Raw genomic sequence first — 12,481 nt, forward strand, 5'->3', positions numbered from 1 at the left:
GGTCCTCATCGCTACGCGATGAGCAAGCGAAGCGCCGCGCTCCGCTTGGCGCACCCCTTCCGCTTCGCTCCAGGGGCTAGGGACACCGGCTCGCTTCGCTCCCCGGCCCGCGCGAAGCGCGGGCGTTCCCTCCGCTTCGCTCCGTGAACGCAGTGAACGGACCTCGCTCCGCGCCGCCTGACAGACGGCCGCTTTATGGCAGTGTGTCAGGGGTTCCGCTTCGCTCCACCCCGGCCCGTCCGCTTCGCTCCCGGGCAAGAACCCGCTACGCGGGCGGCCGGCTGTGCTGTACGGAGTGAGCAGGTTCGAATCCTGCCGGCTTCGAGTCCCAGCCAAGGCTATGCTTCATTTCTTGGTATGGATCCGAACTGGACCAACGGTATTCCCCCGCTGTAGCCCAGTTCAACAGGCAGGTTCGTCAGCCAGCAAAGCTGCCCGGTTACCCCATGCTCGACCAGTCGACCAAACCCTACTACCCCTCCAACATGGCAAAAGCACGAGGCTGGCCCAAAAACCTTACCCAGGACGAAGACCGCGAGACAGTCAGCCGCCTCCTCCAGTTGATGCACCAAGTCGTCACCGAACCCGCCCCCGGCTTCCAGGTCATCGTCAGCAACCACGCCGACCTGCCCCACACCCGGTACCAGGCATCCCTCCGCCACAACTGGCACAACGACGAAAAACCCATCCCCACCACCTGACCCGACACCAACCCCACCCCGTAACCACCGCCATATACCAGGGATCACGGAACCTGCACAGTACTCAACCAACCCGCACAAACGCACCCCAAGCTACAAACACCCCAAGTCACACAGCTGCCGCACCCAGAAACTGCGCAAATTCAGCGAACCACCCAACCAAAAACCTGCTCACCCAGGGTCCGGCCAGCTCCCTCGCGCTAACGGAAATTGGCAAGGTGCAGCGCTACCCGTGCGTGTTGTCAGACAGAGGCCGTCGTCGCCTCCACGATCTCGGGCTCAGGACCCAACCGTCGTACCGCGGGCACGCACAGCATCGCTCCGAGGCATACAAGCGCCATAACGGAGGAGAAGACCAGGACTCTGTTTGCGCCGAAGGCTTCGGCTGCAGGGCCGGCCAGCGCACGGCCCAGGGGAATGACCATGATGGAGCCTGCGACGTCGTAGGCGGAGACCCTGCTGAGTACGGCGAGTGGAATATGAGTCTGGATGCTGGTCGCCCACATGACTCCCCAGAAGGCGAAGCCGACGCCACCCAGGACGTGTGCTGCCGCTGTGGCGGTGAAAGACCATTCGAGCGCGGGGGCCAGTGGGTTGAGGGCGAAGCACAGCATGGCGAGTGCTCCGGCAACGATGGGCCGTCCGGGGCGTACGCGCATGCCGATGAGGCCGCCGATGACTGTCCCCGCGCCATCGGCGGAAGCGATCCAGCCGAAGCCGTTGGCGCCATGTTGCTCGGTGATGAGGGAAGCGCCCAAGGGGAGCGCCGGACCGAAGACGAACAGGCCGAACAGCGCCCAGATGCCGATGACGCTCCACAACCAGTTCCGTGAGCGGAACTCCTGCCAGCCAGCGGCGAGACGTTGCAGTATCGGGGCGTCGCCCTCGGTGCGGCGGGTGGCGAGCCTGCGCAGGGGCAGCAGCCCGAGGGCGCTGAGCGCATACGCGGCGGCAATCACCGTATAGGACCCGGCCACGTCCCAGTATGCGACCAGCAGGCCGGCGAGGCCGGGACCGAGCAGGGCGCTCAGGGCCTCGGAGACACGCAGCAACGCGTTGGCCCGCTGGATGTCCTGGGCCACCTGCGGAATGATGCTGGCCAGGCCCGGCTGGAAGAGAGCGGTGGCGGCGCCGCTGAGCGCCATGAGCACCATGATCTGCCACAACCGGGTGTCGGCGAAAGCAAGCAGCGCCCCCATGGCGACCATGGCGACCATCCGCACCAGGTCCGCGGCGACCATCATGACCTGTGGACTGAACCGGTCGGCCAGCACGCCGCCGAAAAGGACGAGAAGCACGATCGGAGTCATCCACGCGGCGAGCGCGTAACCAACCCCTGAGGCCCCGTACCCCGTGCCGAGGACTGCGGAGGTCAACGAGACCATGAGCATGCCGTCTGCGAGGAGAGAGGCGCTGCGCGCGGTGAAGAACAGGCGGAAGGGCGCCGACCGCCACGGACTCGGTGGGGCCGAGGGGAGGGCTTCAGGCATCTCGTCGGTGGTCATGTGGCATCGGCCGTGTTCCGGCCGTTCCCTTCAATGAGGACCGGCAGGCGACGCCAGGCGTCAGTGTCACCGGGAGTGGACGGCGGAGTTGGGACGATGACGTACCAGTGGGGAGCGAGGACTTCCGGACGGGCGGGCCGGGCATCCATCAGCGCGGCGTGGACGCGTTCGGGCGTGAGCATGGGGTCGCCCCCCGAGGCGACAAAGGCGATGATCTCGCCCTTCGAACCGGGGACGCCCTCCGGCCCCGCAGGTTCCACGGCCACGTGCACTGTGTCCGCGACGGCCCGAAGCACTGCGGCAATTGCCTCCGGCGAGACCCAGCACCCGTCGATGTGAAGCCAGTTCGCGTCGCGCGGTACGGGCCGTACTCCGGTGACGTCGGTCAAGGATTTCAGCGGTACGTCATCGACCGCCACAGCCTCCAGCAACAGGACGAGCCCCACGAGGAACTCCTCCGCCTCATGACGCTCAAACAAGTGCGGGTCGGCCCACAGGGCCAGTCGCAGCGCCGGCTCCATGGCATGGACGAAGGTCAGCATGCGAGTGGGAAGTTTCTGTTCCGGCCCCCAGACCAGTTCCATGTCGGGTTCCTCCGCGTGCGTCGGCGGGTCGTCCAGCCGGGTGCCGAGGACGCTGCTGACGTCGTTGAACACCACGTCACGGCTGAAGTGGCTGCCGCGGTCGCGCGTGGTGCGTTCGATCATGTCCCACAGCCGCACCGAGTCGAACCTGCTGTGCCGGTATGCGTCGAGGGCTGCCCCCCAGGCCCTGCGGAGCACCGTGTCGAACGTCGGCCCCGAGACGTCGAGCCGGAGCAGCGCGTCCTGGGAGAGGGCGGTCACCGCGCGGGCGAGGGCCGGGCGGTGCCGGTTGGAGGTCGGGGCCGCGATGACGCAGGTGCTCTGCCCCGCCCGGTGACCGACGAGGGTGCACCAGGCGGCCAGCAGTACGGTCGGCGCCGGGCTGCCGGTGCGCGAGGCAGCTGCGGCGAGCGCTCTGCCGGCCTGTCGCGAGCGGAGGGTGAGCTGCGCCTGAGGGTGGTCGCCGGGTCTGACGCGGGGTTCCGCGAACATGGCCTGCGGCCCGGTGCGGATGACCTGCTCCCAGTACCGCAGCGACGCAACGGACTTGCGCCGACCCGCGGGCGACAGCTCGTCGAGCGCGAGATCGAGCGGCGCCAGGGCCTTCACGACGGGCAGGTCGCCACCGCTGACCAGTGTGAGCCACTCCTCGCGCAGAATGGTCAGCGCACCACCGTCCGCGGCCGCATGGTTCGCGACCAGGCAGACGTACGCGGGGACACCCCGTACGGTGAGCAGTGTGATACGCAGGGGAAAGTCCCGGTCGAGGTGGAACCGGTCGACACGTGCATCGCGGGCAACCGCCTCCGCATATGCGGAGGGCTGAGGCGGCAAAATGTCGTGGTCACGGACTATGAGGACGAACTCCCCTTCGGCGGCCACCGCTTGACAACCGAGGTCCGTCAGCGAGTCGGCGCCGGGAAACGTGGTGCGAAGGGACTCGTGGCGTTCCACGAGCACCCGCAGCGCATCGATCGCGCTGTCCACCGTCACGCCCGCCGGGACCGGCCAGACGTCGTGGATGTTGATCTGGACCGGCTCGTCGCGAAGAACGCACCGCACCATGTTCGCCTGGCCCATCGCCAACGGGCCCAGGCGCTCAGTGCCTCCGCCGAAGCGAACGGTCAGAGTGCGTTCGGTGGTAGGCGGGTTGTCGCCCACGAGGGTCGAGTGGGGGGTCATCGGCTGATCACCGGTCCTTGTTCCCTGCTGGATCTGGTCAGCGCGGGCCAGGCTTCGAGGAGCTGTACGAACTCCTCCATGTCGGCCCGCGCCTCCGCGAGGAGGCCGGCCCGGCGCTCTGCGAGGAAGTCCGCAGCCTCGGTCCACCGGCTCTTGAGCGATCGGAAAGCTGCGTCGAGGGTGTCCAGCCGGCGGATGTCCGCCGCGCGATCCCCGTGCGCGTTCGCCCGTACGAGCTCCGTGACAGCCTCGGTGCGGGGTGCGCCTGTGCTGTCGAGCAGGGCCGGGCCCGCGGCGGCCATGGCCGCGTAGACACGGTGCAGGCGGGGGACGGCCAAGAAGAACTTGGCCAGCCGCACCTGGTAGGCGAGGAAGCCGGCGTCGGTGCGGCGCTCCGGAGTGTGGTGGTTCACGATGTGCCGGTTGTGGAGTACGCCCGGGAGCCGGGCGCCGTACACCGCGTGCAGCAGGAAGTAGTCACTGCCGATGGTGTCACGGGCGGGCGGAAGCGGCAGCCGCTCATATACCTCACGGCTGAGAGCAACGTTGCACATGTCGACATGCGCGGGAGACACACGCCCGAGAGTCGTGCGGTCGCCGGCGAAGGGTGTGTTCCCCCCGCCGCGGAACGCGTTTGCCACCAACTGCGGTCGCCACAGCGGAGGCGCGTCGTCCGGTACGGACAGCGTGACGATCTTCTCGTACACGGCGGGATCAACGGAACGTATCTCATCGAGGTCCACCGACATCGGTCCGATGAAGGATCCGCCCACCAGGGCCACCGGACGGTCCGCCTGGGCCGGATCGAGCCTGCTGGTCAAGACGCGGTTGCGTACGACGCCCGCCCGCTCACCGAGATGCGCGAGTTCGTGCGCCAGGGGGTGGACCGGTGTGCCGTCGTACTGCTGGTAGCTGCTGTCGGAGTCCCTGCGGTGGACCGAAACGCAGCCCAGTGACTCGGCGATGAGGAACGCGCGGTTGGTGCAGGCACCGTAGGAGATGCCCTCCGGCAGCAGGAGAGCGACCAGGCGGTCCGTATCGTCGGCTCCCGAGTGCGCGACGGTCTTCGCCAGAAACGTGTGCTGCGCCGCCTCGTCCAGGTGGTGGATGACGACACCCGGGCTCTCCGGCAGTGCCGCGAGAGTCTCGCGATGGGTCTCGCGGGCCGAGGGGTCGGCGGAGTCCAGGACGAGCAGATGCACCTCGGCTCCGAACTCCCTTGCCCCGTGGGCAGCTTCTGCTGCCACCGCCCTCAGGGTGCCCGAGCACGGGCGGTGGGTGGGCAGGCTCAGGCAGACGCGGCGCACGCGGACTCCTCGGACGAGGACCGGTCATGCCAGGAGGAAAGTCCGAGAAGACGGCGGCCGAGGCCGTTGAGCTCCGCTGTGGGGTACCGCTTGGCCTCTGCCAGGACCGGATCGCCGACCAGGGTGCGGTTCCAGCGCGGGGTGCGCAACTGCTCCCATGACCGGACACGAGACGTCCGTAGCCGCTCGTGCTCCTCCAGGGCGGGCATCATCGACAGGTACTGCACCGCGCGCACACCGCTCTCGGAAACGTTGCGGGCGACGCCGTGGGCGAGAAGTCCGTTCCAGATCAGCAGATCGCCGGGGTGCAGGTCGGGCCGCACCACAGGGAACTCGGCGCGGTCCATCTCGGGGCGCAGCGGATCGCGGTCCTCGGGCTGGAGGGGGCGCCAGGCGTCGAAGCGCCGGAAGAGCTGCGGGCAGCACTGGAAGCCGCCGGTCTCGGGACAGGTGTCGTTGAGCGCGATGATGCCCTGGACGCGCTGGGGGGGAACACCGAGCGTGGTGTCGATGTCCCAGTGCAGCTCGATGTCGAAGCCGCGGTCGGTGGGGTCGATGAGGGCTCGGTCGCGGTTACCGCGGTTGGGCGGGTTGAGGTTGAGCCGGTCCAGGGTGACCCACAGTTCTTCGGCGTCCCACACGTCCACGAACGCGTCGTAGACCCGGTTGTTCTGGCGGTTGTCCCACAACAGCTGGTGGTGGTATGCCTCGACAAATCCGTAGATATGCAGCTGTTGGTCGAGCTGAGAGCGCCAGGGGCGGTCCTGGAACCAGGTGTCGGGACGCGCCGGGTCCAGCCCCTGGAAGTCCCAGGTGAAGTCCAGCAAACGACGTGCGTCGTCAGCGGATACGGCTTCGCGGACGACGACGTAGCCGTACGTCTGCCAGTGGGCGAAGTCCTCGTCGGACAGGACACGCAGGGGGCGCGACTTCTTGAGCTCGCGCAGCGTGGTCCGGGCGAGGTAGGACTCCCCGTCGTCGCTGAAGTAGGGCCGGTCGGTGGCGGCCCGGTGGAGTCGGGGTGTCCGGGAGCGCGGTGTGGCGGTGCGCATGCTGCTCCTTTGGCCGTGCGGAACCGCGGCCGCGGGGAGTGCCGGGCCTTGGGTGTCGTCTCGTCGGATGCTCGCGGGACGACGGGGCGGGGTGGAGAGAAGAGGCTGAGCCCGCACGATGGTCTAGACCTCAGAATCTGTCAAGTAGGCTGCATTAACCTGAACCTGACGGAGCGACACACGGGTTTCTCTGGTCTAGACAATATGCGGCGTGCCGTTCTAGTGTCGCCAGTCCTGGGCCGGGCGGCGGCGGGCGGTGCGCTCACCGCGGCCGATGCCTGCGGGGTGCTCGCAGACGGCAAGCTCGTAGGTGTGCGGGCTGGTAGACGGCCTGGAGCCCGCCAGATCCTTCAGGGAGCGAACCACATGACCATTACCCCGTCAGCAGCCTTGCTCAGCAGCCTGGGACCGGGGCTTGCCGTTCTCGACCCCACGCACACGGCGCTGTTCCGCGGACTCGACCGCCTGCTGTCGGGCCTAGCCGAGCGACTTGCCGCGCAAGAGGTGCTCGGCCCGCCCCTGCTCCCCGCCGAAGGGCTCGCGCGCCTCGACTACTTCCGTAACTTTCCGCATCTCGGCGTACCCGTCGGCCGGCTGTCGACCGATGCGTACGAGGCGCTGGCGAACGGAGGCACCCCCGACGGGCTGCCCTTGAACACGACGGGCTACTTCCTGCCCTCAGCCACCTGCTACAGCCTTCTGCTCGCACTGACGGGCCGGGACGTCGGTGACAGTGGACTCCGGCTGTCCGGCACCGGGCGCTGCTTCCGCAACGAGACCCATTACGACGGCCTGCGCCGCCTGTGGGGCTTTCACATGCGTGAGGTGATTTACCTGGGCACCAAGGACGGTGCGATCGAACACCTCGAGCGAGGCGGGGAGTTCGTGGAACAACTGGCCGGCCGTCTCGGTCTTGTCCTCACCCGCGCGACAGCCGACGACCCGTTCTACGACCGCGGTGCGTCGCGGGCGAAGCTCATGGCACTTGACCCCGTCAAGCACGAGTACAGCGCCCCCGACGGAACGGCCATCGCCTCGGTCAACCGGCACCGCAACTTCTTCGGTGAACGCCTCGGCATCCGAGCCGGTACCTCCGGCCCTGCCCACAGCTCGTGCGTCGCGTTCGGCGTCGAGCGCTGGGTGCATGCCATGGTGCTCACCCATGGAAGCGCGGACGCGGCCCTCGCGGTTCTGGCCGACGTCTGAGAAGTCCCGCTGCGGAAACCGCCCACCACAAGAGGCCGGCCCGGACCGGCCGGCTCCCCGACTCCCGGGGCAACCCCACCCTGCTCATCCCGTAAGGACACGTCAAGCATGGACCTGGTCACCGAGTGGATCCACGAGAAGAACCCCGACATCGAGGGGGTTGTGGACCCCGACGAGGACCTCATAGAAGCCCGGCTCATCGATTCCATGGACTTCCTGGAGTTCATCGACCTGCTGGAGTCGATCACGGGCGAAGACATCGACCTCCAGAGTGCCACCATCGACGACTTCCGTACCCTCAACCGGATTCAGGAACGGTTCCTCCGCGCCGCGGACGCCTCCTCGGCGTGAGCGCGGTCGCTCCAGGACCGGCGACGGGGCCGTCCCGTCTTCCCGCGCGCCAGGTCCGGGCAGCACTCGCCCGCACCACCGAAGTCCTGGCCCAGCAGGGCCTGACCGAGGAGCTCCTGAAGCCTTGGGAGCGAGAGCGCCTGAACCGCATCCGCATTCCGGCCCGCCGCGACGACGTCATGGCGGCCCGCCTGCTGGTGCGCCACCTGACGGCGCGATACGTCGGCTGTTCGCGCCGGGAGGTCGAGATCCGGCAGTGGTGCCCCGACTGCGGCGGGACCGGCCACGGACGCCCCTTCCTTCCGGCCCACCCGGAAACAGGGATCAGCCTCAGCCATGCCGACGGGCTGGTGGCGGCCGTCGTGGGCCCGGGCCCGCTGGGAATCGACGTCGAACAGGCGCACCGCAGGCCCCCTCCGCCTGCACGCATCGCGCGACGGTTCCCCGAACAGGACAGCGCCTTGAGGGCGGCGGCAGCAGCCGACGACCCGGACACGGCAGTGCTGCGCCTGTGGGTGCAGGCGGAGGCCCGGTTCAAGGCGGGAGGCGGCCGACTGAGCGTCGAGACGTGGACCGATCGCGGGGCGGTGGCAGCGGTGGCGACGACGGGAGCGGCCGTCGTGCGGCATGTCGGGTGGGGCGCCGAGGACTGCCGTTGAGCCCGAGCCTGCGAGCTCTGCGACCGGGGTTCCGTCACGCGGATCCGAAACCAGGTCGTCCTCGCCTGGTGGCGGTGGACCTCGGCCTCACACCGGACCAGCGGGCGAAACTGGGCGCCGCGCATTAGACCCTGTCCGGCGTCATGAGCGGAGCGAAGGTCCGTGGCTGACGAGGAGGCCGTCCCGCGTCGCTGCCAGCAGTCGTCCCGCGTACGAGGCGAGCGCCCTGCTGGCCGGGAAGGGGCCCGCCGGTTCGAAGGGGGTTTTGGTGACGGCCGGCGGGCGGGTCAGCAGCCCGTCCGGGCCGGTGGCGTAGAGGCGCGCGTCGAGCACGGTCAGCGAGACCGCCCCGCCCGCGGGGCCCAGCACCGTCCACGGCGCGTCCGGGTGCGGCGCGGGCCGCCCGTACAGGGTGTCGTCGTGCGGGGTCACCGCGAACAGCGTGTTGTCGCACATCGCCAGCGCCGTCGTGCCGGCGGGGACCTCGCCCACCGGGGTCCAGGGCGCCGGCCCGGACACCGGGTCGCGTACGAGCAGCCGGTCGTCGGTGTCCACAGCCAGGAGGGCCAGCGGCATGGGGTGGCATGCTTCGCGCGGGGCGGCCAGGCACCGGATCCGCGGTGCGGGCCCCGGGGCCGGAGGGCAGGCGGCCCACGGCAGGTTCTGGTCGGACGGCTCACGGTGGAGCAGGGTCTCGCCGTCCTCGGCGACGGCGAAGAGCCGCCCTTCGCAGGCGGCGAGCGCCCGCAGCCCCGGTGCGTGCCCCACGGCGTGCCAGGCGGGCTGCGGAGCCGTACCGCCGAGACGGTCCAGCACGTTGCGGGTGATCCGGTCCACCACCGGATCGGCCAGCGCCCGGCCCCAGTTGATGGTGGCGGCGTTGAAGACCGTACCGGCGCCCAGCCGGAAGACGCCCATGGTGGCCCAGCCGCCCTGCCCGTACGTACGCCAGTGCCGCAGGTCGGCGGTGGCGAGCACGGCGAACGAGCGCGGGGTGCCGTCCCGGCCCGTGGCGCGGGGCACCCCGGCCGACCAGTCGAGTTCGGCGGCGTCCGTCTCGTACCCGAGGGCGCCCCGGGCGAAGGTGTCCCCGTCGCGGAGGCCGGTTCCTTCGAAGACCCAGTGGCCGGCGAACCGGACCGTGTAGGACTCGCGGCCGATGAGGCCCATGCCCGCGCCCCAGGAGCCGGCGCCGTTGCGGAAGCTGACGCCGGTCATCACGTTCTCGGGACGGTCGACGGGCGAGCTGGACCACTCGACGGTCGTGAGGCGGGGGTCGGGGACGGGGTCGGACGCGGCGTCGCGATGGCAGACCATCGTGCGGCCGCCGTCCTCCAGGCGCATCTGCCACCAAGCCGTGTTGCCGGCGAAGAAGGCCAGGTTGCCGCCCTTGCGGGCGAAGGTCTCGACGCTGTCGCGCATCCCGGCCGACCAGTACTCGTCGTGCCCGTTGACGATCAACAGCCGGTACGGGGCGAGGAGTTCGCCGCCGTCGTCCAGATCGAGACCGGAACAGAACTCGACCGGATAGCCGGCCTCGGACAGCCAGCGCAGCAACGGCTCCTCCCAGCGCTCGGGCGGCGGGCCCCCTCCCGGGTCGGTGAAGGACACCCGGGCGGCGCGGCCCGGTTCCTCGGCGTAGTAGAGGCTCCGGCCGGGCTGCCCCGCGCGGTGGTAGGCGCGCCAGGTGGCGAAGGGGATGGAGACGAGCACGGACGAGGTGGTCGCGGGCCGGGCCGCGCGCACGACGAACCACACCTCGTGTTCGGCGTCCCGCTCCGGCTCCGGCGTCTGCGGACGGGCGTCGTGGAACCGGGCCACGTACAGCGAACTGGGCCAGTCGTGCGGGATGTCGAGGGTCCACTCGGTGCCGTGCACGGACGCGCGGGCCACCGGGCGCCCGGTCACGGCGTCGGAGACGACGACGTGACCGGTGAGCGGGGTGCCCTCGCCGGAGGTCACCGCGAAGCGCATGGACCCGCCCTGCACGCAGGACGTCGTCCCGGCACGGGCGAGGGGTCTCGGGGCCTGTTCGGCGCTCACCGGGCGGCCTCCTCGGTCTTCGTGAGGAGTGCGGGCAGCTCCGTCAGAAGGGGCGGTTTTCCGGCCGACGCGGTCACGACGACCTCCTCGATGGCGCGCAGATGGGCATGGATGGTGTGCGGCGGCAGATACGCGGTGTCGGCGGTCAGGGTGACGGTGAGCGCGCTGTCGTCCCCGCTCACGTGCAGGCAGTACCGGCAGGCCACCCGGTCCTGGGTCGCGGGGAAGTCCAGGACACCGCGGCGCCGGAGCGCGGCGGACTCGTCCGGGCACGGCGCGGGCCGAGGCGCCGCCGGGCGCTCCACCAGGCGCATGTCGTTGAAGCAGCAGTACGGATGGACCTCGGTGCCGCGCTCCGCGGACATCCGGTCCAGCAGGGCGTCGAAGTCGGCGGGGTCGTAGGAGGCGGCGCGGTATCCGGCGAGCGCGGCCGGCCAGGCACCCGCCAGCAGATCCGTGAAGTCGGCGTCCGGGCCCGCCTCGTCCATGCGCAGGATGAACAACGCGTCCTGGGACAGTGTGCTGACCAGGGTGCGGTGGCCCTCGGCCGCGCGGTTGCCCGCGATCGGCATGACCGCTGCGACCGGGTGGCCCTGACCGGCGGCGACCAGGGCGGCCGAGGCGGTCAGCAGCACCGTCGAGCCGCTGACGCGGTGCGCGGCGGCCAGTGCCTCGACGGCCCGGGGCAGCGCGGCGGAGACCAGCCGGCCCGTCCAGAAGCGGGGCGTGCTCGGCTCGGCGACCGGCGCGGGGAACATCGTCGGGGACGCCGCCCGCAGCCCCCTCTCCCAGTGCGCGAGCGCGGCCCGGCCCGCGCGGCGGCCGGCCGGGGACGCCTGATGGCGCGCCAGGTCGAGAGGGTTCGCGGCGCAGACCGGACCGGCCGACCCGCGGCGGGCGAGCAGCCGCAGATCGCGGACCAGGACCTCGGCGGCGTGCCCGTCGGCTGCCAGATGGCACAGCGCCAGCACGGCGTGCGTGATCCGCCCCGCGTGCCGGACGGCGCCGAACCGTACGGGCCACTCGCCCGCGTAGTCGAAGCGGTGGGCGGTCAGCGACGACAACAGGGCCTCGGCGGCCGTCGCGGCTTCCTGCGGATCGTCCGCCTCGACGACACGGACCTCCGCCCGCCCTTCGCCGTGCAGGCGTTGGCGCGGCTCCCCGCCCTCGTCCGCGATCCGGGTGCGCAGTGCTTCGTGGCGGACGAGGAGCGCCGTGAGCGCGTCCGTCAGCCGGGGCAGGTCCACCGGCGCGCCCCGGTCGGCGAGCGGCAGGACGCGGCCGATGTTGAAGTAGTGGTCGTTGGGCCGGGTGCGCCCGATCGCGTGCCAGATCGCGCGCTGGCCCCAGGTCAGCGGGGCATCGCCACTCCGGCCGCCCGCGAAGGCGAAGGACTCGGTGGCGTGCGCCGTCGCCGCCGTCACTCGGTGCCCTCCGTGGCCAGAGCCCGCACCCGGGCGGTCAGGCCCGCGAGACCTTCGGTGTACAGCGCCCGGTCTCCGAGGTCGATGAGGACGCCGTACTCCGACTCCAGGCTGTCGGCGAGCCGCAGCAGGGACAGCGAGCTGACGCCGAGCGCGGCCAGGGGTTCGGTGGAGTCCATGAGTTCCGCGGCGGCGAGCCGGCCGTCGGTGGCCCGTTCGACGAGCCGGGCGACACTCTCCGGGGTGGGGGCGGGCGCGGTCACCGGGCGGCCTCGTCGGCCAGGCGGCGGCGCAGGCTCAGGGGGCGGATGTCCGGCCACACCCGGTCGACGTGCGCGACGCATTCCTCCTCGGTGCCGGTGAAGCCCTCCGCCCGCCAGCCCGCGGGCAGTTCGGCGCCCTCCGGCCAGAGGGCGTGCTGCTCCTCGTCGTTGACGGCCACGAGGTAGCGGCTGGGTTCGGTCATG

The 12,481-nt window shown here is 70.6% G+C and carries 12 protein-coding genes; 4 read left to right on the forward strand and 8 right to left on the reverse strand.

Annotated features, from left to right (window positions below; genetic code table 11):
* Positions 1 to 368: 368 nt before the first annotated feature.
* Positions 369 to 701, forward strand: a complete 333-nt coding sequence (locus tag OG338_RS00005; RefSeq protein ID WP_405940272.1) for a DUF3732 domain-containing protein — start codon at positions 369 to 371, stop codon at positions 699 to 701.
* 242 nt (positions 702 to 943) lie between these two features.
* On the opposite strand, the gene OG338_RS00010 is transcribed toward OG338_RS00005, so the two are convergent.
* The 4 genes from OG338_RS00010 to OG338_RS00025 are packed head-to-tail and all read right to left on the reverse strand — an operon-like array spanning position 944 to position 6,331.
* The gene (locus OG338_RS00010; RefSeq protein ID WP_405935309.1) at positions 944 to 2,206 is read right to left on the reverse strand and encodes an MFS transporter; all 1,263 of its coding nucleotides are present in this window, start codon (positions 2,204 to 2,206) and stop codon (positions 944 to 946) included.
* Positions 2,203 to 3,972, reverse strand: coding sequence for a condensation domain-containing protein (locus tag OG338_RS00015; RefSeq protein ID WP_405935310.1), 1,770 nt, complete (start codon positions 3,970 to 3,972; stop codon positions 2,203 to 2,205). The genes OG338_RS00010 and OG338_RS00015 overlap by 4 nt, the downstream gene beginning before the upstream one ends.
* Positions 3,969 to 5,279: a DUF6271 family protein gene (locus tag OG338_RS00020; RefSeq protein ID WP_405935311.1), complete on the reverse strand. Its 1,311-nt coding sequence runs from the start codon at positions 5,277 to 5,279 to the stop codon at positions 3,969 to 3,971. Before OG338_RS00020 ends, OG338_RS00015 begins: the two co-directional genes overlap by 4 nt.
* The gene (locus tag OG338_RS00025; RefSeq protein ID WP_405935312.1) at positions 5,261 to 6,331 is read right to left on the reverse strand and encodes a phytanoyl-CoA dioxygenase family protein; all 1,071 of its coding nucleotides are present in this window, start codon (positions 6,329 to 6,331) and stop codon (positions 5,261 to 5,263) included. The genes OG338_RS00020 and OG338_RS00025 overlap by 19 nt, the downstream gene beginning before the upstream one ends.
* Positions 6,332 to 6,697: 366 nt before the next feature.
* On the opposite strand from OG338_RS00025, the gene OG338_RS00030 reads away from it, so the two are divergent.
* The 3 genes from OG338_RS00030 to OG338_RS00040 all read left to right on the forward strand — a co-directional run bounded on the left by OG338_RS00030 (position 6,698) and on the right by OG338_RS00040 (position 8,547).
* Complete coding sequence (locus OG338_RS00030; RefSeq protein ID WP_405935313.1) at positions 6,698 to 7,537, forward strand: hypothetical protein; 840 nt, start codon at positions 6,698 to 6,700, stop codon at positions 7,535 to 7,537.
* Between the two features lie 108 nt (positions 7,538 to 7,645).
* A complete protein-coding gene (locus OG338_RS00035) occupies positions 7,646 to 7,888 on the forward strand; it encodes an acyl carrier protein (protein WP_405935314.1) in 243 nt (80 codons plus the stop codon).
* Positions 7,885 to 8,547, forward strand: a complete 663-nt coding sequence (locus OG338_RS00040; RefSeq protein ID WP_405935315.1) for a 4'-phosphopantetheinyl transferase family protein — start codon at positions 7,885 to 7,887, stop codon at positions 8,545 to 8,547. The genes OG338_RS00035 and OG338_RS00040 overlap by 4 nt, the downstream gene beginning before the upstream one ends.
* 141 nt (positions 8,548 to 8,688) lie before the next feature.
* Here OG338_RS00040 and OG338_RS00045 read toward each other — a convergent pair whose 3' ends face one another.
* From OG338_RS00045 to OG338_RS00060, 4 genes are all read right to left on the reverse strand, one after another.
* Complete coding sequence (locus tag OG338_RS00045; RefSeq protein ID WP_405940273.1) at positions 8,689 to 10,521, reverse strand: N,N-dimethylformamidase beta subunit family domain-containing protein; 1,833 nt, start codon at positions 10,519 to 10,521, stop codon at positions 8,689 to 8,691.
* Between the two features lie 65 nt (positions 10,522 to 10,586).
* Positions 10,587 to 12,014, reverse strand: coding sequence for a condensation domain-containing protein (locus OG338_RS00050; RefSeq protein WP_405935316.1), 1,428 nt, complete (start codon positions 12,012 to 12,014; stop codon positions 10,587 to 10,589).
* Positions 12,011 to 12,277, reverse strand: a complete 267-nt coding sequence (locus OG338_RS00055) for an acyl carrier protein (RefSeq protein WP_405935317.1) — start codon at positions 12,275 to 12,277, stop codon at positions 12,011 to 12,013. The genes OG338_RS00050 and OG338_RS00055 overlap by 4 nt, the downstream gene beginning before the upstream one ends.
* On the reverse strand, positions 12,274 to 12,480 hold the full coding sequence (locus OG338_RS00060) for an MbtH family NRPS accessory protein (RefSeq protein WP_018520704.1): 207 nt from the start codon (positions 12,478 to 12,480) through the stop codon (positions 12,274 to 12,276). Before OG338_RS00060 ends, OG338_RS00055 begins: the two co-directional genes overlap by 4 nt.
* Position 12,481 lies beyond the last annotated feature (1 nt).

This window comes from Streptomyces sp. NBC_00726 (genome assembly GCF_045161735.1).
Taxonomy (GTDB): domain Bacteria; phylum Actinomycetota; class Actinomycetes; order Streptomycetales; family Streptomycetaceae; genus Streptomyces.